A 25,383-nucleotide genomic window follows, 5' to 3' on the forward strand; every position below is an offset into this window, starting at 1 on the left:
GTGATCACGGTGCCGATGATGAGCACCTTAGTGGTTGTTTCCTTAAGTCCACCTTAAGGATGGCGCTGGCAGTCTTATCAATCTAGAAGTGGTCAGAGTTCGCGCTTCAGCACTGGCCTTGTTGTGTCAGACTCATCTATGACCTGCGCACCGTATGTGCGCAGCCAAGACTTCGGCACACTGCGCGATAATTTGGCGAAGCGCTGAATGATGTAGGGAAGGGATCAGGCAATGCGAATACTACTGGCAGAAGACGACCCGATGATCGGCAGCGGCTTGCAAAAAGGCTTGCGCCAAGAAGGTTACACAGTGGATTGGGTCACGGACGGCAAGGCCGCTGTCCTCGCTTTGGAAACCACCCCTTATGGGTTGCTGTTACTCGACCTGGGACTGCCGCGTCAGGATGGAATGCAGGTGCTCAAGGTTTTACGTCAGCACGACCAGAGCTTGCCGGTGATCATACTCACCGCCCGAGACTCTCTACCAGATCGTGTAGCGGGCCTTGATAACGGAGCTGACGATTACCTGGTTAAACCGTTTGCCATCGAGGAGTTGGTTGCACGCATCCGCGCCGTCAGTCGACGTCAATCCGGGCGTGTGCAGACCGAACTTCGAGGCGGCCCATTGCGCCTTGATCCTGTGCGACACCTTCTGTGGCTTCGCGATCAACCCGTCAGTGTATCGGCCAAGGAATATGCGTTACTGCACGAACTGCTGAAAGAGTCGGAGGCGGTGATCTCCCGCGAGCAGCTGGAGGATCGCCTGTACGGTTGGGGAGACGAAGTGGGCAGTAATGCGGTGGAAGTTCACATTCACAATCTTCGTAAAAAGCTTGGGGCGCAGGTGATCCGAACCGTTAGAGGGGTCGGTTATCACATAGGAGAAGACTCATGAGTTCGATCCGTCGGCGCTTGCTGTTATGGCTGTTGCCAGCCACTTTTGTGGCAGGACTGCTGGCAAGCGCCGGTACTTATTGGGGCGCCGTACTTGAGTTGAACGATCTGCTCGATGAGCAAATGCGTTATCTCGCAGAACACATTAATGTGGACCCTGGTGAACGGGTTGTGCTGACGAGGAATAAACCCAGTCCATTGCGTGACGATAATACTGATGAGGTATTGCTTCAGGTCTGGAGTGCAGGAGTCTTGAACTACACGACCGACTCAGCACTCATGCTCCCTCCACCGCTGGAAACTGGATTGAGTGATGTTCGAGTCGGGGACAGTACGTGGCACACATTCGTAAGCCAGCGCGGCGATAAGATTTTTCGTGTAGCCCAAGCGCAAAATAAACGATGGGAAGAGCTCGCCGGGTTAGCCTTGCACTTACTGTGGCCGGTCGTATCGCTGGTTCCTTTTCTGGCCCTGTTTTTATGGTTTGGTATCAGCTACGGACTTAAACCGCTGCGAACTGTCGCGACAGAGTTGTCGGCGCGCAACGTGAACAGTCTCCAACCCATTGCTTCGACAGATCTGCCTGACGAGGTTAAACCTCTGGTTGACGCCCTCAACGACCTACTAAAGCGCCTGGCAAATGCTTTCATGATGCAAAAACACTTTATTGCTGATGCCGCACACGAACTACGCACCCCCGTGGCAGCGCTTAGCATCCAGGTGGAGTTGGCGCAGCGGGCTACGCTAGATGTAGACCGTCGGGAATCGCTGTCGCAAGTCCAGGCGGGCGTCACCCGTCTTACTCATCTGACACAACAGTTGTTGACATTGGCTCGCCTGGAGCCTGATGCGCAATCGCCGCCTATGCAGGCTGTTGAATTATCCGCTCTTTGCAAGTCGGTGATCACTGATCAGGTTCGCAGGGCCGAGGCTTCAAATATCGATCTCGGGCTGACCGAACATGCGTCATTTAGCATTCTGGGGGATAGCGATTCGCTACGTATCTTGCTTAACAACTTAGTGGACAACGCGATTCGGTATGCGGGGACTCTTGCAAAAATCGACTTGGCGGTAAAGGAAACCGACCAAGGGGTCATCCTTGAAGTAAGTGACAATGGCCCAGGAATAAGTGAAGTGGATCGCGAAAGGGTGCTTGAGCGCTTTTATCGCGGTAGCAACCAAATAGGCCCTGGCAGTGGGCTGGGGCTGTCAATTGTTAACACTATTGCCGAACAACACGGTGCCAAGGTCTTACTTGAAACAGGGCCAAATGGTATCGGACTGAGAGTGAAAGTAATTTTTCCGACTTACGTCCCTAACAAAATCTGTTCAGGTGCTGCAACTGATCGAAGCCAAGATATTCCCAATGCCCTGAAAAATATTCAATGATCCTCATTGACGTTAACTTCGCTTTATGGTCGGAGCAAGCAGCTCGCGACCACGCCTGCACACCTCAGATTTTTTTCTCAGTTAGCTAATGGTTCCATGTCAGGACTCAACGTTCCTAACCACGCAACCAAGCACACAATGACTATCGCTAATGTGAATTCCAAGGTCATGCTGCGTCTAAGGGCATTAACGGCAACGGTGTATTCGCCTTCTTTAATAGAGCGGGCTAATGAAGGACTCAAATGAAAACGATGAAGGATTGCCAATACAATCATCCCTGCAAACAGTAATATTTTTATAAGTAACAGCACCCCGTAGATGCTAAATATGACGTGGTCAAAAACAGGCCCGACGATGAAAAGATAGTTCACTATTCCGGACAGGGCTAGGGTCACTACAATCAATGCACCCGCGGACTCGAATCCGGTCAAGGCTCTCGCCAAAATCCGCACCTCCTGTTCGCCCATAAGCGGCTTTGCTCGCAGCAATAGGAAGAATCCTGCGATGGCACCTAACCAGCCACCTGCTGCCAAAAGATGAAGGATATCGCTGGTGAAATGCAGGTAACGACGGCTGCCTTCATCCATGGCGCCGTGCCCTGTCCATGCGAGAGTTGCCAGGGCGATAGCACTGAATAGGGTAACTGCCCATAAACTTGGAGTCGCGAAGCGTCTATTCAACGCGACGGCTATGCACGCCAGTGTCAGGGATATTATTCTAACCATCCAGCTCAATCCAACATCAGTGCCCATCAGAATCATTTGGAAAATGTGATGATGAAGCTCCATGAAATCAGAGACGCCACTCATCATTTTAGCGAGCAATAACATGGCGAAAAGGGATAGGGGTATAGCGATAATGGCGGTGCCGAACAGGAGCGACTCAAAGTTTAGAACAGCGCCGGATACCCTCTCTTTTCCCTTAAGACTATACAAGCCGAAGACTGCCAGGCCGAATAACAGCATCAGGTCCATATAAAGAGCGAAGCGAAGAATAATATTGATTGAGTCGCTCATGTATCATTTCACTTTAAAAGAAAAGTGACCAGTCATTGGATGAGTGTCGGAAGAAACTGCCCGCCATTCGACTTTATAAGAACCCGTGGTGAGCGGGGACGAGGGTGTTATGATCATGACCTTAGGATCCCCACTGCCAGAGATATTAGCTTTAATACTCATCGGTGAGTTAGGCATGCCGGGCATATCCGTCATTATCAGTTTGGCGCCTGAAAACTGAGTCGAAAGAGTTTCCGAAAAGTGGAGTTCAATTTTAGCGGGTGCTGCGTAGACAACACCATCAGCAGGGATTGAAGATATGAGCTTTGGATGCGCCAGGGCTACCGCGCTCAAAAGCATTCCGGCAGTAAGTGCCACCCCCAGAGTTGAAGTTTTAAACAATGACATGCAAGACTCCTCACGGCACAGGCCGTCGTTTAATTTTATATGGATTATCTGGATTTATAGTGTTCGGTTTTGTTCGCGTCAACAGACGAGCTTTTGTATCTGCCGCATTATAAAGATTGGCTCAAGTGATAGATTAAATATGCCTGCTTACTGAAGCTGTGACACGATGCCACACGACAGCGTGTTGGTCGATTACAATTCAGTAAGCTTTGCGCCTGCGCCAGGTTTCAGCCTATTTCACTGATGCGATCGTCCACTCGTTGGATATCAAGTGCATTTCCATTGATTAACCGCAGGTTTATCTAACGTCGAGCTCGGTCAGTTCCTTATTTTGAACGATGACCGAGCTAACCGACGAGGAGTGCACGCTTCTAACGGTCCGAGCAATCTTTCAGTGTGTTCGCGTCTGGAGCGACTGCGGCCGAAGATTTTATTGTCGTTCGTGATCAAACCACATTGAGTTGCCCCATCATGCCCATCTCTTCGTGTTCGAGGATGTGGCAGTGAAACATCCGCAGACCAGGCAATCGCTGTAAGGTTTTAATGCGTACGATTTCACTTGAACGCAGGTTGACGGTGTCTTGCCATGCACGGAAAGATACCGGTGTGACAACGCCGTCAAACTCCCGCTCAACCACTTGGAACTGATTGCCATGCAGGTGGAAGGGATGATCCATGTCAGAGTGATTGACGATTTCCCAGAGCTCTACCTCGTTGATTCGGCTCACCAGATCGATACGTTGCATGTCGTATTCTTGGTCGTTGACCAGAAACTGCACGCTATGGCGACCGTTGGCCATACTCATTTTTTCGCTGAATACCACCTGTTTGCTTGCGGTGGCCGCACCAAGGTCGGGTACTGAGCCGAGCTTAAGCGGCAGGGCTGCCTGGCCAGTGGCTGTGACTGTCGTAAAATCAACTGTCAGCAGCGGCATGATGTGATCGGGCGCCACTTTGCCCATCTTGCCGCGCGCATAGACATTAGCGTTCAATTCCACTCGGTCGCGACGGCTGCCCGCGTCGATTATCAGTTCGATCCGCTGAGCTGGGGCCAGCAGGTATTCGGTCAACCCCGACTGTGGCTTTTCGAGCAGACCACCGTCGGTGCCGACCAACGTTAGCGTGCTACCGGGCAGCGCGAGTTGCAGATAGCGAGCACTACAGGCGTTCACGACGCGCCAGCGCTCACGACCTCCGGCGGCGAATGGTAAAACGGGTTGGTGCTGGGCATTGACCAAGGCGAACTGACCTTCGCGACCATTCATCCAGTCGTTGGCTTCGTTCGGTGCGATGGTGGCATAACTGTCGAGTTTGAGGTCTGAAACCACCAGCAACCTCTCTGGTAAATGAGCCAGAGGGTCATGCCGCGACCTTATCAACAGTGGACCTGCCAAGCCTCGGAACGCTTGTTCCGCGGTATTTTGGTGCGGATGCGGGTGATACCAATAAGTGCCTGCGCTGCCTTCGGGCAAATTGAAACTGTAAGTACGGCGCCCGCCTGGCGGTACAGGATCATGCGGATTACCGTCCTGGTCCGACGGTACTGGCAAGCCGTGCCAGTGAATAGTGGATGGCTGTGTAAGATTGTTGACGAAGGTGATTGCGACCTTGTCCCCCTCAAACAGCTCGATCAGCGGGCCAGGCAGGCCCCCGTTGTAGGCCCAGAATTCGGTCGCGGTTTTTCCGGGAACAAAGGGAACTGAGACAGGCGCAGCGGTCAGAGTTGCCTCAAAGTAGCCTGGTACGCTGCTGGTGTTGGCTAATTTGGGAATTTCTCGCAGTGAGCTGCCAGTCGGTAGCAGCTCTGGTGCCAGCAACGGTAGTCCAAGAGGTGTGGACGAGGCGGTCATGGTGTCTGCCGACCATGCCTGTAACCAGGGGCCAGCTAGCCCGGTCAACGCTAACCCTCCAAGAAAGGTGCGCCGTTGCATCAAGTAAGTTTTCATTTGGACATCTGCATATTCATCATGCTGGACTGCTGATCCATCATCTTCATCATCATGTCCATCATTCCTGTACCGCCATTTGCTGAGCCTGGCATGCCCATTTCATTACAACCTTTGCCTGCGTGCATAGTCCGCATCATGGCTATGGAGTTTTTCATGGTCTGCATGCTCTCCTGCATAGCGGCCCGGCGCTCGGCAGGCGTCTTGGCGGCGGAAACTTTGTCGCGGGCGGCTTGCATCTTCTGCATTTGCTGAGTCATGGCATGATCGGCATCAGACTGGGGCTGAGTGCTTGTCTCGGTGGTGGGTAGCGGGGCTTCAGCCGGAGGGTGAGCTTCCGTGGCATTGGCGACTATGGCGATGGCTGCGATTAGAGCGGCTAAAACTAATTTCAGTGGTGCTTGCATGGCAAATCTCCAGACTAAGGGGAACGTTCGCACGGTTGGACCGCGCTGAATCAGTATGCAGTCGAGCAGTATGCGTAGAGGGTATGGCAGCCGACTCTAGGATCAACCGTAACAGCGCTTTCCAAGATGAGGTTACTTCCCACTTAACCTACTTTGGTTGATTGACCACCCGGCCACCTGTAAACAATAGCGCTGGTTGAATGGAGATTGTTGATATACGTCAAACATGACAGCACTCCCGTTACTACTGGTACTTCAGGAATCGGCTCTTGGGCTAAACGTTGGCTCGAAGCATCGTCATTCTTAGGCACGTTTGGTACCGGCACTAGAGAGTTCAATATGAAAAACAGTTGTTCCATCGGCTGAAGTGCACCATATCCTGCCCTCATGAGCTTCAATGATGGATCGAGTAATCGATAACCCCAGTCCTGCGTTACTGGGGCTCCCTTCACGTCTCGCAGGATCTGCGCGGTAAAAACGATCAAAAAGTTTATCTAGGTGCTTGGGCGCAATAGTCGTCCCGGGGTTTTGTACCGTCAGCACCGTCGAGGTTTTTGTCTGGCAGATGTCCACGCAAATGGTTTCTCCCTCTGGCGTGTAACGTAGCGCATTCGACAGTAAGTTCGAGATAGCCCTGCGCAGCATCAATACGTCGCCGCTAACACTTCCAGCACCTAATACGCGAAGCTCAATGCCTCGCTCGTCAGCCAGCAGGCGATAGTATTCGAGCAATGTTCCCACCACCTCCCGCAGCTCTATCTGGGTGTTTTCTGGCTTGATCAATTTATTGTCGGACTTGGCCAGAAAAAGCATGTCATCGATCATGCGAGACATACGCTTCAAGTCTTCGAGATTTGAAAACAGATTGTCTTCGTAGTCCTCAATGTTTCTTTTTCGTGAGAGCACGACTTCAGTGTGCGTCATCAGATTACTGACGGGCGTTCGCAGCTCATGAGCAATGTCTGCGGAAAAATTTGAAAGCCGAACAAACGCATCGTCCAGACGAGACAACATGGCGTTGAACGATGTCACCATCTGTTGGAGTTCTTTTGGCACGGGTGCCAATGGTATGCGGTCTTTCAGCGAACCGGCGGACATAGATGCCGCGACCATGGTCAACTGCCGAATAGGTCGCATACCGCTGCGTGCTACCATCCACCCCAGTGCGGCACTGGCCAGTGCGCTGATGACCAATCCTGTCCAGAACCATTGCTGAAGCGTTTCGAAGAAAGACATGTGCTGCGTCACATCAAAGATCAAGATCACGGTCAGCGGTTTAATCTGTCCGGAAACCATTGCCGGGGCGGTCACGCCGCGGTAAGTCTGCTCATGGTCTTTCCATTCCCACATTGTTTGACTATCGAGCGTGCGCAGTTGCTCTGGCACAGTGACGGGCCCGGGACTAGCGAAAAACAACTTTCCTTCGCTGTTCAGGATGATTGCCGTCAAATCTCGGTGGGCCCCCAGCAACGCCTCAAGTTGTGGTTTTAACTCACTGAATTGATCGATGTTGTGCAGCTCTCCCAAAATTCGTTGGGTTGAGCTGAGTTTTTCGTCCAGGGTTTGTTGATCCAGCATCTTGAAATGATGCTGACTTAGATGATTGAAACTGACGCCGGCAACAGTTAGCACGACGGTCACCGAAAGCATGAACATCAAGCTCAGGCGGGTGGTGAGGGAGAGGCGGTTCATCTCTGATCCAAGTCCGGTGAGTCGAGCATGTAACCCATACCTCGGACGGTCTGGATCAGCTTAACGTCGAAGTCGTCATCAATTTTCGCCCTGAGCCTTCTGACGGCCACTTCAATCACATTGGTATCGCTGTCGAAATTCATATCCCAGACTTGAGAGGCGATGAGCGATTTTGAGAGCACTTCGCCTCTACGACGCAGCAGTAGCTCTAACAACGCAAACTCCTTAGCCGTCAGGTCTATGCGCGTTCCTCCCCGAATTGCCCTGCGTTTGAGCAGGTCGACCTCAAGGTCAGCCATTTTTATATGGGTTTGCGCAGGGGTGCTGTTACCGCGACGTAGCAAGGTTCTAACGCGAGCCAGCAACTCAGAGAAGGCGAATGGTTTGATCAGGTAATCGTCTGCCCCAAGCTCCAGTCCCTTGACCCTATCTTCAATGCTGTCTCGCGCCGTCAGAAATAGCACTGGCACTTCTTTTCCTGACTTACGGACCTTTCGAAGGAGTTCCCATCCATCCATTCCCGGCATCATCACATCCAGAATCAGTAAGTCATAGGCCTCGCTTAACGCGTGTTGAAGGGCCTCAACGCCGTCGGTAAAACGATCAACAGTAAATCCGGCCTCAGTCAGGCCCTGCTGTAGATAAATGCCCAATGTCGGTTCATCTTCAGCGACTAGAAGTTTCATGAGGTGAATCTCAACGGGACCATTAAGATGAGTGTGCATCAAATAAGTCTCGCTGATTTGAAACTTACATAAATGTAATCTCTGCGTCAGGTAAATGTTCGTCCGCTTGAACGCCTGTCGGCTTTTAGCCCACAGGGGCCTTCAATAAATGATCGGCCCGCAGAAGTGATTAGACTATATTCGTCTAGCAAGAGGTGTATTCAATTCGATCAAGATTATCCAATTGATTGCAATGGCTGCGTTTGATTGACTATGAATACTTCATTTGTTTTTTAAGGCGGATGCCTACTTTCGGACATGCACACGGTTCATGGTCAACCTGTTGATCTGGCACAATCCACCCAGTTGAAAAAGGAAAAATAGCCATGCCTACCGAAAAAAACGACCATGGTCATACTCATTCTGCAAGGGTGGAGGATGAAAGTCGGTGCGATCCGGTGTGTGGCATGGCTATTACCTCTCCGGGCTCTTTCAGCGAGAATTATCAGGGGCACGCCTATCAGTTTTGCAGCTTGAATTGCCAAAAGAAGTTTAGAGCGGAACCTGGTCGCTACGCGCCTGAACAGTTGGATAGCGATTATTCCAGTCACACCGGCCCAGCCACTGAAATACAAGAGGTCACTCAGTTCACCTGCCCTATGCATCCGGAAATACGTCAGCTTGGCCCCGGTACCTGCCCGATATGCGGCATGACATTGGAACCGGTCATGCCCACGCTAGAAGAGGATGAAAATCCTGAATTCAAGGATTTCACCCGTCGTTTTTGGTGGTCATTACCCTTAACTGTGATCGTGACAGTACTCGCGATGACGGGGCATGTATGGCAGTTATTTCACGGGACTATTCAGAACTGGATTGAGCTAAGCCTCGCAACGCCAGTCATTTTGTGGGCGGGTTGGCCTTTTTTTGTGAGAGGCATCGATTCGATTCGCCATCGCAGTCCCAATATGTGGACCTTGATTAGCCTAGGCACATCCGCAGCCTATCTCTATAGCGTCGCAGCAACACTGTTTCCTGAGAGCTTCCCCGTCGCCTTTGTGCGAGAAGGCCGCATTGGCGTCTATTTCGAAGCCGCCGCCGTGATTATCTCGCTGACCTTGTTCGGACAGATGCTTGAACTTAAAGCTCGATCACAAACGTCTTCGGCGATTAAATCCTTGCTTGGCTTGTCTCCGAAAACCGCGCGCAGGATCAATGCCGATGGCGAAGAGGAAGATGTCCCGCTTACCCATGTGCATAAGGGCGACCATTTGCGGGTAAGACCGGGTGAAAAAGTTCCTGTCGATGGTTCCGTTCTGGAGGGCGAAAGCGCAGTAGATGAATCGATGCTCACCGGCGAGCCCTTGCCCGTAATGAAAAGGGGCGGTGATAGCCTCATGGGTGCAACGCTCAATACCCATGGCAGCTTGATCATGGAGGCGCAGAAAATTGGTGCCGAGACCATGCTGTCGCAAATTGTTCAAATGGTGGCCTTGGCTCAGCGTTCTAAAGCGCCGATGCAGCGAATGGCTGACGCCGTTGCCGGTTATTTTGTGATGGGAGTCATTGTTATTGCGATGTTCACTCTTTTGGGGTGGGGGTTGTTTGGTCCTGAGCCCAGCTGGGTTTTTGGACTGATAAACGCGGTTGCAGTGTTAATTGTTGCCTGCCCTTGCGCGTTGGGGCTTGCGACGCCGATGTCAATCATGGTTTCCACCGGCAAAGCCGCCAGTATGGGCGTGCTGTTCAGAGATGCTGGCGCTATCGAGAATCTGTGCCAGATCGACACGCTGATCGTCGATAAGACCGGCACCCTCACAGAAGGACGTCCGGTATTTCACAGCGTGGAGGTCACCCACAAGTTCGCGGCCAATGAGGTACTCCAACTCGCTGCCAGTCTTGATCAAGGCAGTGAACATCCATTAGCCCATGCAATTGTGGATCATGCCCGGTCTGAAAACCTTGTTTTGACCAAACCGGAGTCGTTCGAATCCGGTTCAGGAATAGGTGTCAGCGGCTTGGTAGATGGTAAGAAAATTCAGCTTGGCAACACGGCATTAATGGCCGTGGCTGGGGTAAGCATCGATTCGCTTGAAGCTCGCGCGGAGCAGTTGCGCCTTGAGGGGATCAGCATCATCTACGTGGCAGTGGATGGAATATTGGCAGGGTTGCTGGCAGTCTCAGATCCGATCAAGCCGACTTCCAGGGAGGCTGTTACTAAACTTAAAGCAGACCATGTAAGGATCATTATGGCCACCGGAGATGGCCTTACCACTGCCCGTGCTGTTGCCAGGGAAATGGGTATTGAAGAGGTTCATGGCGAGGTGAAACCTCAGGATAAGGAGCGTCTGGTCGCAGACTTGCAGAAATCGGGAAGGCGCGTTGCCATGGCCGGCGATGGAATCAATGATGCTCCTGCGCTGGCCCGAGCAGATGTAGGCATTGCCATGGGAACAGGCACAGACGTTGCGATGAATAGTGCACAGCTCACGCTAGTAAAGGGTGACTTAATGGGGATTCTCCGAGCGCGGGCGCTCTCTGTCGCGACGGTAAAAAACATGCGGCAGAATCTGGGCTTTGCTTTTATCTACAATTCGATGGGAATCCCTCTGGCGGCGGGCTTGCTATACCCCATAACGGGACATCTGTTATCGCCGATGATCGCGGCAATCGCCATGAGCGTTAGCTCTGCATCCGTCGTTTTCAATGCATTAAGACTGAAGAACACCCATATAGAGTGAGCAAAAACTGCTCGACCCACAACCTTAGACACTCCTTGACCTTCCCGCCAAGTCAAGGCTGATGCTTGTTTTTTGCGGCTAAATAGCCCGCTCAGCACAAGAAGGACGTCTGTATTCGCTTCGCAAGCTTCAGGCACAGGTCGCTTACCCCCATCGCCCCACATGAGCACTGTTCCTGAAGCTTATTTCATACATCCGGCACGTCGGAGCAGTCTGGGTCTTGGTCATTCTCGCGTGGCTTCGTCGCAACTGCGTTGGTCACTAAGCTGACAGAAATGTAATCGCGGCAGTGATTAAACTGTGGCAATTTCTGCACTCGATACCGCGCTATCAACCTGTGAGCACCGAAGTGGCTGTTTCGCAGGGTTACTCTTTGACTGATTGGACATAAACAGTATGCATTCCAAAACTTCTAGGCGGACGTTCGTCAAAGGCTTGGCCGCTGGTGGAGTTCTCGGCGGCTTTGGCCTCTGGCGCACGCCTGTATGGGCCGTGACCAGCCCCGATATGCCCAGCGTACTGACCGGCAACCAATTTGATCTCTTCATCGGTGAAACCCCGGTAAATATAACCGGATCACCCCGCACCGCCATGACGGTCAACGGCTCTTTGCCAGGGCCGTTGCTCCACTGGCGCGAGGGCGAAACAGTCACGATCCGGGTGAAAAATCGTCTGGACCAAGACACCTCTATCCATTGGCACGGAATTATCCTGCCAGCGAATATGGATGGCGTGCCAGGAATGAGTTTTCATGGCATAGCACCCGATGGCATGTACGAATACAAGTTCAAGGTCCATCAGAACGGTACGTATTGGTACCACAGCCATTCTGGCTTGCAAGAGCAAGCAGGCGTTTACGGGCCGATCGTAGTCGATGCGAAAGCGCCCGAACCGTTTCAATACAGCCGTGATTATGTGGTGATGCTAACTGACTGGACCGATGAAGCGCCCGATCGTGTCATGGCCAAACTCAAGAAACAGTCGGATTACTACAATCATCACAAACGCACCGTTGGTGATTTTATTGAGGATGTCAGCGAGAAGGGCTGGGCCGCTACGGTGGCTGATCGGAAGATGTGGGCCGAGATGAAAATGAGCCCCACTGACTTAGCGGACGTGAGCGGGAACACTTATACCTACCTCCTGAATGGTCAGGCGCCCAACGGTAACTGGACAGGAATTTTCAAACGCGGCGAAAAGCTCCGTCTTCGCTTCATTAACGGCTCTTCCATGAGTTACTTCGATGTCCGTATACCAGGGTTGAAAATGACCGTGGTGGCCGCCGATGGTCAGCACGTTAATCCTGTCAGCGTCGAGGAGTTCCGCATTGCCGTGGCAGAAACCTATGACGTGATCGTCGAGCCGACTAGCGAAGATGCCTACACCATCTTCGCGCAGTCCATGGACCGAACCGGATATGCACGCGGAACCTTGGCAACGCGCGAAGGAATGAGCGCACCTGTCCCTGCTACCGATCCACGCCCACTCATTACGATGGATGACATGGGAATGGCCGGTATGGCAGGGATGGAGCACGGCAGCATGGCCGGTATGAGCGACGGTGGCATGAAGCCGGGAAGTATGTCCGCGATGTCTGGGATGGATCACGGCCAGATGACGGGTATGGACGGCGGTAGTATGCAGCACAGTGATATGGCCGGGATGTCCGGGATGGCTGGAATGGAAGCAGAAATGCAGTCCCACCCGGCTTCCGAAACCAACAATCCCTTAGTCGACATGCAAGCCATGAATGTGACGCCCAAGCTCACCGATCCTGGTATTGGCTTGAGGAACAATGGACGTCACGTACTCACCTATGCCGATCTGAAAAGCACCTTTCCAGATCCCGACGGCCGCACACCCAGCCGCACCATCGAGCTGCATCTCACAGGCCATATGGAAAAATTTGCTTGGTCGTTCAACGGCATCAAGTTTTCTGATGCGGAGCCTATACGTCTTAAATATGGCGAGCGCGTTCGAATCACACTGGTGAATGACACGATGATGACTCACCCCATCCACCTTCACGGAATGTGGAGCGACCTTGAGGATGAGGACGGTAATTTCATGGTGCGCAAACACACCATCGACATGCCACCGGGTACTAAGCGCAGCTATCGCGTAACCGCCGACGCGCTAGGGCGTTGGGCCTATCACTGCCATCTGTTGTTTCACATGGAAATGGGCATGTTCCGTGAAGTCCGGGTTGATGAGTAAAGGATGCTGGTTATGAGTAAATATTTGATTGCACTCTCTGTTTCAGTTAGCGCAGCCTTTTTAAGCTCGGCGTTAAAAGCTGAGGAAGTGAATCCGCCCATAGCGCCCAACGGCAGTCAGATGGATCACTCAAAGATGGATCATGGTTCGATGGACAACATGGACTCTGGCCAGATGGACACGATGGATCACAGTAAAATGAACGACTCGAAATCGCGCAGCACCAGCCGAACACCCATCCCGGTGCTTTCCGATGCGGATCGCCAAGCTGCGTTTCCCGATGTTGCCGGCCACGGTGTTCATGATAAAAAACTCAATACTTTCTTCCTGCTTGATCAGTTTGAGTACCAGGACTCTATGGGCGGCAGCACGCTCAATTGGGATGCAAAAGGATGGATCGGCGGTGACGTTGATCGGCTATGGCTGCGGTCAGAAGGTGAACGCACCAACGGGGTGACTGAGCACGCTGAACTCCAAGCACTGTGGGGGCACTCAATAAGTCCTTGGTGGGAGGTTGTCACGGGAGTGCGTCAAGACTTCAAACCTGGTTCGCCACAGACATGGGGCGCCATCGGCATCCAAGGTATGGCTCTGTATAACCTTGAATCGGAGGTCACTGCCTATATCGGCGAGAATGGCCATGCCGCCGCTCGGTTAGAAAGCGACTATGACATTCTGCTCACCAATCGTCTGATCTTGCAGCCCAGGCTGGAAATGAACCTTTATGGGAAAAACGACCCTGGCCGGGGCATAGGTTCAGGATTGGCTGATACTGAGTTAGGATTTCGACTGCGTTACGAGGTTGTCCGCGAGTTTGCTCCGTATATCGGGGTGACCTGGAATCGTTCTTATGGCAACACGGCCGACTTGATTAATAACGAAGGAGGTGATTCAAACCAGACGAGATTTGTGGCGGGCATCCGGATGTGGTTTTAGGTACCCGTACAATTCAAATCAGCTCATGGCTCCCTATCAGTCGATCTGCGGTCCTGATCAAATCACGCGAGCCTAGCGGCTGCGGTTAATGAGGCTGATTCGGTAAGTGATCATGCCTGCCTTGGTCAGGCTTTAAAAAATATCCGGTCAGTCCATTCCTATCCAGTCCATAATGCCGGTATGAATCTTTAACAAATCACTGGCGGATAAGGCACTTGCACCGGGTGGGACGTTAAAGCATCGCACAATGGATAGTCTACGCACGCCCCCCCTGAGTTGTCATGCCCACTGTTTTTACACTTATAGGTTCTTAATTTATTCAACGCAGGAGTAGCCGACCATGGTCAAGGCAATTGCATTCGATATCTACGGAACGTTGATCGACACTCAAGGTGTGCTAGGTCAATTGACCCAGTTGATAGGTGAAAAAGCGCTAATTGTGGCGAAAACCTGGCGACAAAAACAGCTGGAATACAGCTTCCGCAGAGGACTGATGCGTGATTACTGCGACTTTTCTATCTGTACCCGCCAAGCATTGATCTTCGCCTGTCGTGAACAGTCGATAGAACTTGATAGTGTTAGCATCCAATTGCTTATGGACACCTACTCAGAACTTGAAGCTTTCGCCGATGTAAGCGGCGCGCTTGAAGAGATGGTAAACAGTGGCTTGCATTTGTACGCGTTTTCAAATGGTAGTCAGCAAGCTGTCGAGCGGCTGCTACAGCATGCCCACGTCCGCGAATTCTTCACGGGTATCGTAAGTGTAGAGTCAGTACGCTCTTTTAAACCGGCTCCAGAAGTATATGACCATCTCATTGGCATCTGTAAACTGCCAGCCGCAGAAGTCTGTTTGGTGTCGAGCAATCCTTTTGATGTTCTGGGGGCAATGCATTCAGGCTTGAAGTGTGCGTGGGTGAATCGTGACCCGGCGGTGCAGTTTGACCCCTGGGGAGTTGAACCGCATCTGATCCTAGATGGTTTAACTAATGCGGGCCACAAACTGCAAAATATTAAATAACGTCCTTGAGAGATTAAGGCGTACTTGAAGTAGCCTTAATCTCTAACTGTCGCAATACCGCCTACGCATCACGAATTCGGGCGGGAGCAGGCTACAAACTAGCCAGCTCCCGCCCCCTTCAGTTGCTCGAACTCAGTAGGTTCGATATGCGTGAGACTCGGTAGAGTTCGAATAAACCTTGGATGGCTCTAGGGAGTGATTACGATGAGCAGATTATTCTCTCGGAAGAGCTTCGCACCATCGGGAAGCCATGACGGGAGCTGCTCTTTATCAGCTTTATCGGACTCTTTCAGCACTATCCCGACAGAGCCCAGCTTCATCTGCTTTTTCAGCCATTCAGCTACGTCTTTGGATAAGACGCGGCGGTCTTGTGCATCAGCGTATCCAAGCCCGTAACGTAGCTCACCCTCGACATCAAGCAGAGTCACATCAGTCCGGTTCAGGCGCCAGGCCAAGGCCGATGCAGTTCCCAGGCTATTACTAAGCAGGGATTTGGTGCCTTGCAGTTGTTCCAGGTGTTGAGCAATGAATTGGTCTGGCATTTTGTTGTCGACGATTACTTGTGGCATCGAGTTTGGCAGGATAGCGATCAATACCCAGATGGCCAGCGCTGGCGCGTACCAATGCTTAGCGGCTCGCTTCCATTGTAGAAAACCACACAATGCCCAGACCAGGCAGACGACTGCCGCGCCAACCAAGCGCAGGGTATGACCTTCAAATACCGGATTCACCAGTTCCAGACCGATCAAGCTAAGCAGCGACAGACTGCCGAGGGCCACGTTGAACAAGCCGTTGGCGCGCAAGGCTCCCAGGTCGCCCTGTCGCAGTTTGTCCACTAGCGTATTGGCCATCAGCAGTGCGAACGGCGTGAAGCATGGAAGAATATAGGTCGGCAGCTTGCCCTTGCTCAGACTGAAAAACAGGAACGGCATGGCAAACCACAGCGCTAAAAACACGATATTTCTGTCGCTCCGCTCGGCCCAGGCTCGCTTCAGGCTGGGGATTACCAACAAAGGCCATGGCAGGGTGCCGGCGAACAGGATAGGCAGGAAGAACCAGAAGGGTGCCGCGTGCTGAGCATCGTTACCGGAGAAGCGGCGGATATTCTCGTTCCAGAAGAAGAAATTCCAGAAATCCGACTCGCGATGGTTGACCGCCAGAATCCACGGCAGGCTGAGTAGGATGGCAATCAGAACCGCCAACGTCCCCCCCTTGAGCAATACCCGCCAGCGACCTTTGAGCACCGCGTACGGTAAGACTACGATCATCGGCAATAACCAAGCTAGGAAGCCCTTAGTCATAAAGCCCAATGCGCATCCAACACCCAGCATCACCCAGCCAAAGCCGCGCTCTCTCGCATTGCGGCCTTCTAGCCCGAACCAGGCCGAAGCCACGCTGAGAGTGGTCCACAGCGCCAATTGCGGGTCGATGTTGGAGTAACCGGCCTGTCCGGCGGCAAGGCCAAATGTCATATACAGCAGACAGGCGGTCCAGGTTTTGCGTGGATCATTCCATATCCGCTGGGCCAATAAATACACCAGTAGAACTGTCGCCCCGGTGGTCAGCGCCGAGGCTATTCGCGCGCCGAACAGGTTGTCGCCAAACACCGCTTGGCCGATTGCGATTAACCAGTAGCCGCCGATTGGTTTCTCGAAATAGCGCAGACCCAAGAAGTGTGGCACTACCCAGTTGCCACTGTGCAGCAACTCCTGAGCCGCCTGTGCATAACGGGTTTCATCGGGTACCCAAAGCCCATGGAGGCCCAGCGGGAAAATAAAGAACAGCGCGAAGGCTATAAAGAGCGCCGGATAGGCCAGCGCATGCAGCCCCTCGGTCGGCTTTGCCGACGCTATTGGACGGTTTGTCGAGATGGTCGAAGACATGCAGATGATTTCCTCAAGAGCGGCATCGGGAGGGCCGGGGTTAAGATGGCCCAATGATAGTGATGTGCGAATGAATGGCGCATGAACGAGTTGTTTAAGGTCATCTGTGAGCTTTGTCGTGACCTCGCCTTGCGCTATTGTGTTGTGGAATTTCCGCTTGCGAGGTAGGCATGAAGGCGCTGCTGGTCGAAGACAATGCTCTGCTGGGCAAGAGCGTGAAGCGTGGTCTGGAGGAGGGTGGCTGGATCGTTGATTTGGCCACTGACGGCGAAGAAGCGCAGTACCTGCTGCAGTCGAGCGAATACGATCTGGCGCTGTTCGACTGGATGCTGCCCAAACTCTCCGGCTTGGATCTGGTGCGCCAATTGCGCGCCGCCGGCAGCGAGTTGCCGGTGCTGATGCTGACCGCGCGCGGTGAGCTTGCCGACCGCGTAGAAGGTTTAGAGCGCGGTGCCGACGACTACCTAGTGAAGCCGTTCGACATGCCGGAGCTGATCGCCCGAGTGAACGCTCTTTATCGCCGCGCTGCCGGTCGTGGGTCATCCATCCTGAGGCTCGGCGAACTGAGCCTTGAGTTATCTAGCGCAAGGGTTACTCGAAACGGGCAGGTGTTGGAGCTGACCGGCAAGGAATACGACCTGTTGGCAGCACTTGCCGCCAAGCCAGAGCAGCTGTTGATGCGAACGGCTCTGCTGGGCCTGCTTTATCCATTTGACATGGAGCCCGATAGCAACAGTCTCGACGTGCTGCTCGTACGCCTGCGACGCAAGCTTTCTGGTTCCGGTGTAGAGATCGAGACCGTGCGTGGCAAAGGGTTCATTCTCCATGTGGTCTAAATGGCCGCTAAACGTCAAAATCGCCCTGTTCTTAATCCTGATGCAAGCTCTGCTGCTGGGAGGAAGTCTGCTTTGGCTCTCAAATTGGATTGAGCAGGCTCGCCTGAACGAGTTAGCCGAGCGACTGGACACTCAGTCGGATTTTATTGAATCGTTGATCATGGTAGAGAATGGTCGTCTGGTGTATCGACGACATGGCGAGTTCGCCGCCGAGTTGGATCATGATCCCGAACTCTATTTCGCAGTCTACGACGAGGATGGCCAGCTGCTTTTTGATTCCGAAGGCCCGCAGCCGGAACATCGCCGAGCACTGCAACATCGATTGTCCACTGCTCAGCTGGGTTCAGATGAGACCCGGCTCATTCGATTGGATCAACGAGAGTGGTTGTTGCAAATTGGCCATATCATCCGCGAGCTAGACGGGCGCAAAGTGCTCGTGGATGTGCGCGTAGCGATCAACGCGCAACCCGTGCTCAATTCTGTCGCGGGCCTCCAAAGAGTCTTGGCATTAGTCGGGATAGCGCTTCTGTTGCTCACTTCATTAGGAGGCTTCATCGTCGTATCGGCGAGTACCAGGAATTTGCGGCTATTCGCTCATCAACTGCGATTGCTCAAGCCTCCACATTTCCAAGGGGTTCCGCCACCGGAGCCGCACAGTAAAGAAGAAATGCTGTTATTCGACAGCTACAGGCAAATGGAAGCGGAGGTGCGCAATGCGCTTCAGAACCAGCGATTATTTATTGCCAACGCCTCTCACGAGCTTAAAACACCTATTGCAGCGGTTACTTCTGCCTTACAAGTCATACTCGCACGTCGGCGCCCTCTGGAAGAATACATCGCCACTTGTGAGGATGTACTGGCGGAAATGCAAACGCTCAAGCGTTTGTCTATCGCGCTGCTGGACTTAGCTCGTTTGGACGCCAATGTGGAATACACCGGTTTAATAGATTTAATAACGGTGACCGATCCGGTAGTCGAACGCTGGCAACGCCATGCAGCCTCTCGCAGTATCACAATTCAGGCAGACATCAGTGTCTATAAGCCTGTGGATGTACCAGGAACGGCCGAACTCTGGGAAGTGATGCTGGGCAATCTTCTAGACAATGCAATCAAGTATTCACCCGATGGTGCAACCGTAGTGCTTTCGATTCACGCTTACTCTCAGAGCGAGGTGAAAATTTGCGTGACTGACAATGGCATTGGAATGTCTAGCGAACAATTGGAGCGGTTAGGGCAGGTCTTCTACCGAGCAGACGACTCCCGCTCCAACACCGACTCGTTCGGCCTTGGCTTCGCCCATACTAAGCGGATAGCCGAACAATTAGGTGTTCTGCTTAGGGTCCAAAGCGTTCCCGATAATGGGACATGTGTCAGTCTCTTAGTGACGCAATCTACCCAGTAACTGCCGCCAGATGGCTTCTTGCTCTTTGCTGGGCGCCCGTAAGTTGGAGGCGACCTCGGCGAATGAGGCGGCCTCGGTGCCATGCACTAAGGCCGCTAGGCCTGACAGTGGATCTTTTTTTAAGTCACCACCCGATAACACGGCACATACGCCGCGCCGCCGGGAAGTTTCATCCGATGTTGAGCGACAAAGGCTTGCAGCAGATGGTCCAACGGTTCCATCACAGCAGCGTCTCCATGAATTTCATACGGGCCATGTTCTTCGATCAGGCGGATGCCTTTATCTTTGACATTGCCAGCCACAATTCCAGAGAAGGCCCGACGCAGGTTTGCCGCCAGCTCGTGAGGCGGCAGGTCACGGCTCAGTTGCAAGCTGGCCATATTGGCGTGGGTCGGATCAAATGGGCGTTGAAAGCCTTCGTCGATTCTAAGCAGCCAGTTGAAGTGAAACGCATCGTTGCGCTCGCGGCGGAACTGTTTCACTTCCTTGAGCCCCAGACTCATCTCTCGCGCCACCTGAACGGGGTCGTCGATGATAATTTTGTAGCGGCTTTGTGCGGCTTCGCCCAAGGTGGCGCCGACGAAATTATGCAGCTGTTGCAGGTACGGCGCCGCATGTTTAGGGCCCGTCAGAATCACCGGAAACGGCAAGTTCTGGTTGTCTGGGTGCATCAAAATGCCGAGCAGGTAAAGGAACTCTTCAGCGGTGCCTGCGCCACCCGGAAAGATGATGATCCCGTGACCAACCCTTACGAAGGCCTCCAGACGTTTCTCGATGTCCGGTAAAATTACCAGCTCGTTGACAATTGGATTAGGCGCTTCGGCAGCAATGATGCCCGGCTCGGTCAGGCCCAAATAGCGACCGCCGCTGATGCGCTGTTTGGCGTGGGCAATGGTCGCGCCCTTCATCGGACCCTTCATAACGCCAGGGCCGCAACCTGTGCAGATGTCCAGGCTGCGCAGGCCCAATTCATGGCCGACTTTCTTAGTGTATTTGTACTCTTCGGTGTTGATCGAATGACCACCCCAGCACACGACGATCTTTGGTTCTACCGCCGGGCGCAGGGTGCGTGCATTGCGCAATAGGTGAAAAACATAGTCGGTAATACCTTGGGAGCTTTCGAGATCGATGCGCGGGCTGTCCAACTCGTTTTCGGTGTAGACAATGTCGCGCAAGGCGCAGAACAACATTTCGCGAGTGCTGGCGATCATCTCTCCGTCGACAAAGGCGTCGGCCGGTGCATTGAGCAATTCCAGGCGCACTCCACGGTCTTGCTGGTGGATGCGAACTTCGAAACTTTCATACGCCTCGAGAATTGTCTTGGCGTTATCGACATGGGCGCCTGTGTTGAGAATAGCCAAGGCGCATTGGCGAAATAACTTATAAATGCTTCCTGACCCGGCTTCGCTCAGTTGCTGAACTTCACGCTGGGACAATGTCTCCAGACTGCCCTTTGGGCTGACCGAGGCGTTAATTACGTGTCTTGAAACCATTCTGAATTCCTGAAAACGATGCAACCAAGCCAGAAAGGGATCAGTTACATCAAATAAGTGAGCGCCGCAGCTAAAGGTCTTTGGCCCCTTGAGCGGTGAAAACGAGCGGGTATCGCATCTTACTCCGGCACTGGATCAAACGGCATGCGCCGGAAATTGATTAACTGTGTGTGTGACCCTTTGTACAGGCGATAATGCCCTGTCATTTTGTATTCACCTTACCCTTGGAGTTCGGCAGACGTCATGTTCGAGATAAAACACCTGAATCCTGAAACCTATCGCCGCCAAACCCGGCGCAGCACGTTAGTGATTGCTCTGACGTTTGCGGTGTTGGCCGTTGTGTTGTCCAGCGTCGCCGTGAACCTATTTGGCGAAACGGGTGGCGATAATTTTCGTTTGAATGTGGCGGGCGTTTTCACGGGCCTGTTATTGACCATCGCCTTGGTGCGATATAAATTTTGGTCGCAAGCCTGGATGGCACCAGCGGTCTACGGTTGGCAGCTTAAACGCACCTTGATGAAAGTCACTAACGTGATGCATCACGTGACCGCTGGCGTAGCGGTTAATGATCCCGCAGCGATGAAGTTGCTGCGGTTTTACCATTTGGGCATTAGTGAAATGCATCAGTTGGATGCCAATTCCAGTGCTCATCTGCAGATGATCCAAGAGATTGATGAACACCAACTGCGGATGAACGCGCTGGCGATCAACACCGATCAGACTCGATTTGACCCCACGTGGATTAATGCCGTCAAAGTCCGCAACTAAGCGAACTCTGACGGCAGCTGTTCTGTCTTGAAACGTTGTATGCCGGGAGTAACTTAATCGAATTTTTCACGCTGAGGGCGGCGATCACCGGCCTGGGCTTGATGATTACAGGGTTACTCCTCAGCGGGTTTTGCGACCAAAAACGACTCGACGCTGTATGGTTTTTTGATGATAGCGACGTCGGCAAGTTCGGCCGGTACACGAAGCTCATTTCCATAACCAGTGGCGAACGCAAACGGTATGTTTTTTTGTTTGAGGATCAGCGCGACCGGCAAGCTGGTTTCGCTCCCCAGATTAAAATCGAGCAACGCAAAGTTAGGTGGCGTCTGGTCAATAATGCGCAGCGCGTCAGCCACCCGGGACGTAATATCGACTTCCTGCGCGCCTAGCTTGAGCAAAATATCTTCGGCCTCAAGTGCAATGATAATGTTGTCTTCTAGAACCAATACCCGCCCTTGATAGGTGGACGGCCAGGCTGCCTGCGAAGGCGCTTTTACCAGTGGTCGGCTGCTGGCCAGTTTCACAAAAGCTGATGGAATGACAAAGCTCGCCTCAAGACCATGCCGTGCATAAATCACCTCGGCAGTGCCCTTCAGGTCAAAAGGTATCGAGCGCTCGACGATGGTACTGCCGAAGCCGCGACGGCTAGGTGGTGAAACTGCCGGTCCGCCATGCTCTTTCCACGACAACGTCAAGCGTCCGGCCAGATCAAGACTCCAGTCAATGTGGATTCCACCTTGCGCGGTTGATAATGCGCCGTGCTTTGTCGAGTTTGTCATCAGCTCATGAACCACCAGCGCTACGGTTGAAAAGGCTTGGGGATCGAGCAGCACATCGGGACCATCAATCTTGAGTCGCTCATGACCTTGGGAAAGGTAAGCCTTCCCCTCGGCGTCTATAAGGGCGCGCAGAGGTGCCGCACTCCACTGGTCGGCGGTAATTTGATCGTGGGCCAATGACAGTGCCTGGATCCGGCCGCTAACCGACTGAATAAAGTGTTCAAGAGTTGTTTCGGTATCTCGACTTTGTCCAACAACGGCGCGGATCAGGGTCAGGATATTGCGCACCCTATGGTTAAGTTCATCCACCAGCAATTCCTGCTTTTCATTGGCTTGTTGGCGCTCAATGCTACTGGGATCTTTGACCCTGAGAATCACTTCCAAAAGCGCTGCGCGCAGATGCTGAGCGACTGCATGATCGCTATCCGTCCACGGGCGGCTCTGTCCGTCGACCTGTTCGCTCCACACCGCAAAACTTTTACGAGGCGTGAGCCGTTCACCATTAACTAAAGCCACGGCGTTTTTATCTGGGTTACCCCCCCAATTCACCGAATGGCGCCACTGACGGCGGAAGAAAACCAGGTAATCGCCTGGAGTTAGCGATAGCGGAATCGCCAGTATGCCTGCGGCGCTATCCACGAGGTTTTTGCCCTCGGGGTAGACGCTTGGCAGCGCGTGAGTAGAAAATCCATTAGCCGCCCCCACCTGGTTAAGGAAACTTGTCATGGCATAAAAGGCCTGTTCGTCAGGCATATTGCCGCTGACGCGAACCCTGCCGTGGATACACAACCCAACGCCATCGCAATCGATCAGGCCTGCGAAATCATCGACGGCATTGCTAAGGCTTTTGAAGATTGGGGTAACGGTGCCCAGTTTCGCAATCAACTGGTCGTGCAACGCGCGCTTATATAACGATTGTTTAAGTTCGGTATCACGCTCGCGGCTTTCAAGCATCAGGGAAAACATTTGCCCGAACAACTCGGCCGTCGTCCGAATCTCCAATGGTAGCGGGCCTGATACCCCGTGATGACAGGCGATGAGGCCCCACAACTGTCCTTGGTGAATGATTGAAATGGATAACGAGGCCGCCACGCCCATATTTCCTAAATACTCTAAGTGAACCGGCGAGACTGACCGCAACAGGCTGAGTGACAGATCAAGCGGCGAGTTATCGCGGTCTTGTAGAATCATCGCGCCTGAATCACTGACGTTCGCGATGATGCGCAGGCTGTTGCGCACGTAGAGCGCGCGGGCTTGTTGCGGGATATCGCTCGCGGGATAGCGCAGGCCCAGAAAGCTTTCCATGCCGGTTGCTGCTTTTTCAACAATGACTTCTCCGGTCCCGTCCTGATCGAAGCGATACACCATCACTCGGTCGTAACCAGTTAACGCCCTTATCTGGCGCACTGCTTCTTTACACAGCGTCAGTAAATCTCCTGGTCGCTGAAGGCGCATGATCATTGCGCGCAGCGTGGGCGCTGAATCCGTGCGAAGGCCGATTGCGGGCTCCGCTTCAATCACAATACTTGATCCGCTGTAGTGAATGGCGAAGTCAAACAGCTGATTAGTGAGCAATGGCTTGCCGAAGATGCGCTCGACCGAATCAGAAGTCGCCATGAATTGCAAACCGTTACGCAGGTCGTGAAGCGTCGACAATGAAATGATATCGCCCAAGGATCTTCCGAGCACGGCTTCAGCAGTGAAAGGAAGAAAATCGCTGAGATTGACGGAGGCGTGCGTTATCTGCCAGTCATGGGACACCGCTATCAGAAACCCGAACGTTTGGACCCGAGCAAGCCTATGAATGGGTTCGCGATCACATTCATTGAGATTATTGTTGTAGCGAGGCATCGGTTTGATTACCGGGGAAATAGGCGCTGAGAGTGGAGCGGGCTGAAGACTGGGGCTCGCTCGGCATAATTGGGTTCAGGTTAGTACACGCCTGTGCGTTGCATACTACCTGAGAATGCACTCATAACCGCGTTTGAGTGATGTGTCGGCTCTTGGATGATATTAAGCCCCCAAGTTGAATGTGGCCGGATCAGGTCCCAAGCGTTTAACTTGCTCGATGGCGGCGATCTCGGCCATGTCTTCAGCGCTCAGCTCAAAATCAAATACGCTAAAGTTTTGGACAATTCGATCTGTGTTGCTTGAGCGAGGTATGACGATGTGCCCAACCTGCAAGTGCCAGCGCAGAACCACTTGCGCCACCGTCCGCGCCTGACGTGCAGCGATACGCCTCAATATCGGTTGGTTAAGCAACTCACCGCCTTGGCCCAGCGGGCTCCAGGATTCGGTGTGAATATTCAGGGATTGGCAAAACTGCAGTAAGTTCTGCTGCACGAAATCCGGATGGATCTCAATTTGGTTGACGGAGGGTTTTACGCCGCTGTCATCAATAATCCTTTCAAGGTGATCAGCGTTGAAATTGGACACCCCAATCGAACGTACTCGGCCTTCCTTCTGCAATTGAACCAAGGCACGCCAACTGGCGGGGTAAGCATTCTTGCTCGGCAGCGGCCAGTGGATCAGGTACAAATCAACCTTTTCCAGCCCGAGCAGCTTGAGGCTGGCGTCATAAGCTCGCAGCGTTTTGTCGAAACCGTGGTCGGCATTCCACAACTTGGTGGTGATGAAAATATCTTCACGCGGCACGTCGCTTTCAGCGATGGCACGCCCGACACCGGCTTCATTGCCGTAAATCATCGCGGTGTCGATATGTCGGTAGCCAGCGGCGAGTGCCGCAGCCGATGAGGTGAAGGTTTGCTCGTCGGTGAGCTGCCATACGCCCAGTCCCAATTGAGGAATCTGTACACCATCGTTCAGCGTTATCAGCGGAGCCTGTGACATTGATAGTATCCTTTGTCGGCGAGCGAAAGCGCAGGGGTGCAGCATACGCCCAACAGAGGTACCAG

The 25,383-nt window shown here is 53.0% G+C and carries 19 protein-coding genes; 9 read left to right on the forward strand and 10 right to left on the reverse strand.

All coding sequences use genetic code 11. The features are described from left to right. The first annotated feature begins 231 nt into the window (after nucleotides 1-231). Together QN378_RS01225 and QN378_RS01230 are read left to right on the forward strand one after the other, a co-directional pair. A complete protein-coding gene (locus tag QN378_RS01225) occupies nucleotides 232-894 on the forward strand; it encodes a response regulator (RefSeq protein WP_322203940.1) in 663 nt (220 codons plus the stop codon). Between the two features lie 98 nt (nucleotides 895-992). Continuing rightward, nucleotides 993-2,282 (forward strand): ATP-binding protein, encoded by a 1,290-nt coding sequence (locus QN378_RS01230; protein WP_322203938.1) that lies wholly within the window; start codon nucleotides 993-995, stop codon nucleotides 2,280-2,282. A 77-nt stretch (nucleotides 2,283-2,359) separates the two neighbouring features. Here QN378_RS01230 and copD read toward each other — a convergent pair whose 3' ends face one another. The 6 genes from copD to QN378_RS01260 all read right to left on the reverse strand — a co-directional run bounded on the left by copD (nucleotide 2,360) and on the right by QN378_RS01260 (nucleotide 8,416). Next, nucleotides 2,360-3,298, reverse strand: a complete 939-nt coding sequence (copD, locus tag QN378_RS01235; RefSeq protein ID WP_322203936.1) for a copper homeostasis membrane protein CopD — start codon at nucleotides 3,296-3,298, stop codon at nucleotides 2,360-2,362. Nucleotides 3,299-3,301: 3 nt separating this feature from the next. Further along, on the reverse strand, nucleotides 3,302-3,685 hold the full coding sequence (copC, locus tag QN378_RS01240; protein ID WP_322203934.1) for a copper homeostasis periplasmic binding protein CopC: 384 nt from the start codon (nucleotides 3,683-3,685) through the stop codon (nucleotides 3,302-3,304). A gap of 446 nt (nucleotides 3,686-4,131) precedes the next feature. Beyond that, nucleotides 4,132-5,631 carry a multicopper oxidase family protein gene (locus QN378_RS01245; RefSeq protein WP_322203932.1) on the reverse strand — a complete coding sequence of 500 codons (1,500 nt, stop codon included), beginning with the start codon at nucleotides 5,629-5,631 and terminating at the stop codon, nucleotides 4,132-4,134. Next, complete coding sequence (locus tag QN378_RS01250; RefSeq protein WP_322203930.1) at nucleotides 5,628-6,038, reverse strand: hypothetical protein; 411 nt, start codon at nucleotides 6,036-6,038, stop codon at nucleotides 5,628-5,630. The genes QN378_RS01245 and QN378_RS01250 overlap by 4 nt, the downstream gene beginning before the upstream one ends. A 303-nt stretch (nucleotides 6,039-6,341) precedes the next feature. Then, entirely contained in the window at nucleotides 6,342-7,730 is a 1,389-nt protein-coding gene (locus QN378_RS01255) for a heavy metal sensor histidine kinase (protein ID WP_323547251.1), read from the reverse strand. Next, nucleotides 7,727-8,416 (reverse strand): heavy metal response regulator transcription factor, encoded by a 690-nt coding sequence (locus QN378_RS01260; protein ID WP_322203926.1) that lies wholly within the window; start codon nucleotides 8,414-8,416, stop codon nucleotides 7,727-7,729. Before QN378_RS01260 ends, QN378_RS01255 begins: the two co-directional genes overlap by 4 nt. Before the next feature lie 365 nt (nucleotides 8,417-8,781). Here QN378_RS01260 and QN378_RS01265 point away from each other — a divergent pair, with 365 nt between their 5' ends. The 4 genes from QN378_RS01265 to QN378_RS01280 all read left to right on the forward strand — a co-directional run bounded on the left by QN378_RS01265 (nucleotide 8,782) and on the right by QN378_RS01280 (nucleotide 15,307). Next, nucleotides 8,782-11,136 (forward strand): heavy metal translocating P-type ATPase, encoded by a 2,355-nt coding sequence (locus QN378_RS01265; RefSeq protein ID WP_323547249.1) that lies wholly within the window; start codon nucleotides 8,782-8,784, stop codon nucleotides 11,134-11,136. A gap of 396 nt (nucleotides 11,137-11,532) precedes the next feature. Beyond that, nucleotides 11,533-13,353 (forward strand): copper resistance system multicopper oxidase, encoded by a 1,821-nt coding sequence (locus QN378_RS01270; protein WP_323547248.1) that lies wholly within the window; start codon nucleotides 11,533-11,535, stop codon nucleotides 13,351-13,353. A 3-nt stretch (nucleotides 13,354-13,356) separates the two neighbouring features. After that, nucleotides 13,357-14,289 carry a copper resistance protein B gene (locus tag QN378_RS01275; RefSeq protein WP_323547246.1) on the forward strand — a complete coding sequence of 311 codons (933 nt, stop codon included), beginning with the start codon at nucleotides 13,357-13,359 and terminating at the stop codon, nucleotides 14,287-14,289. A 340-nt stretch (nucleotides 14,290-14,629) separates the two neighbouring features. Beyond that, complete coding sequence (locus QN378_RS01280; RefSeq protein WP_322203918.1) at nucleotides 14,630-15,307, forward strand: haloacid dehalogenase type II; 678 nt, start codon at nucleotides 14,630-14,632, stop codon at nucleotides 15,305-15,307. A gap of 188 nt (nucleotides 15,308-15,495) precedes the next feature. Here QN378_RS01280 and arnT read toward each other — a convergent pair whose 3' ends face one another. Beyond that, nucleotides 15,496-17,190 (reverse strand): lipid IV(A) 4-amino-4-deoxy-L-arabinosyltransferase, encoded by a 1,695-nt coding sequence (arnT, locus tag QN378_RS01285; RefSeq protein WP_323547244.1) that lies wholly within the window; start codon nucleotides 17,188-17,190, stop codon nucleotides 15,496-15,498. Between the two features lie 170 nt (nucleotides 17,191-17,360). Between arnT and QN378_RS01290 the strand changes: the two genes are divergently transcribed. Beyond that, the gene (locus QN378_RS01290; RefSeq protein ID WP_322203914.1) at nucleotides 17,361-18,026 is read left to right on the forward strand and encodes a response regulator transcription factor; all 666 of its coding nucleotides are present in this window, start codon (nucleotides 17,361-17,363) and stop codon (nucleotides 18,024-18,026) included. Continuing rightward, nucleotides 18,016-19,428: a HAMP domain-containing sensor histidine kinase gene (locus QN378_RS01295; RefSeq protein WP_322203911.1), complete on the forward strand. Its 1,413-nt coding sequence runs from the start codon at nucleotides 18,016-18,018 to the stop codon at nucleotides 19,426-19,428. Before QN378_RS01290 ends, QN378_RS01295 begins: the two co-directional genes overlap by 11 nt. 119 nt (nucleotides 19,429-19,547) lie before the next feature. On the opposite strand, the gene ppnN is transcribed toward QN378_RS01295, so the two are convergent. Continuing rightward, the gene (gene ppnN, locus QN378_RS01300; RefSeq protein ID WP_322203909.1) at nucleotides 19,548-20,921 is read right to left on the reverse strand and encodes a nucleotide 5'-monophosphate nucleosidase PpnN; all 1,374 of its coding nucleotides are present in this window, start codon (nucleotides 20,919-20,921) and stop codon (nucleotides 19,548-19,550) included. 243 nt (nucleotides 20,922-21,164) lie between these two features. Between ppnN and QN378_RS01305 the strand changes: the two genes are divergently transcribed. Then, complete coding sequence (locus QN378_RS01305) at nucleotides 21,165-21,689, forward strand: DUF3087 family protein (RefSeq protein WP_322203907.1); 525 nt, start codon at nucleotides 21,165-21,167, stop codon at nucleotides 21,687-21,689. Between the two features lie 113 nt (nucleotides 21,690-21,802). Here QN378_RS01305 and QN378_RS01310 read toward each other — a convergent pair whose 3' ends face one another. Beyond that, the gene (locus QN378_RS01310) at nucleotides 21,803-24,319 is read right to left on the reverse strand and encodes an HWE histidine kinase domain-containing protein (RefSeq protein ID WP_323547242.1); all 2,517 of its coding nucleotides are present in this window, start codon (nucleotides 24,317-24,319) and stop codon (nucleotides 21,803-21,805) included. A gap of 162 nt (nucleotides 24,320-24,481) precedes the next feature. After that, entirely contained in the window at nucleotides 24,482-25,318 is an 837-nt protein-coding gene (locus QN378_RS01315; protein WP_323547240.1) for an aldo/keto reductase, read from the reverse strand. Nucleotides 25,319-25,383 lie beyond the last annotated feature (65 nt).

Origin of the sequence: Pseudomonas sp. 10S5 (genome assembly GCF_035019745.1) — a bacterium.
Lineage (GTDB): Bacteria > Pseudomonadota > Gammaproteobacteria > Pseudomonadales > Pseudomonadaceae > Aquipseudomonas.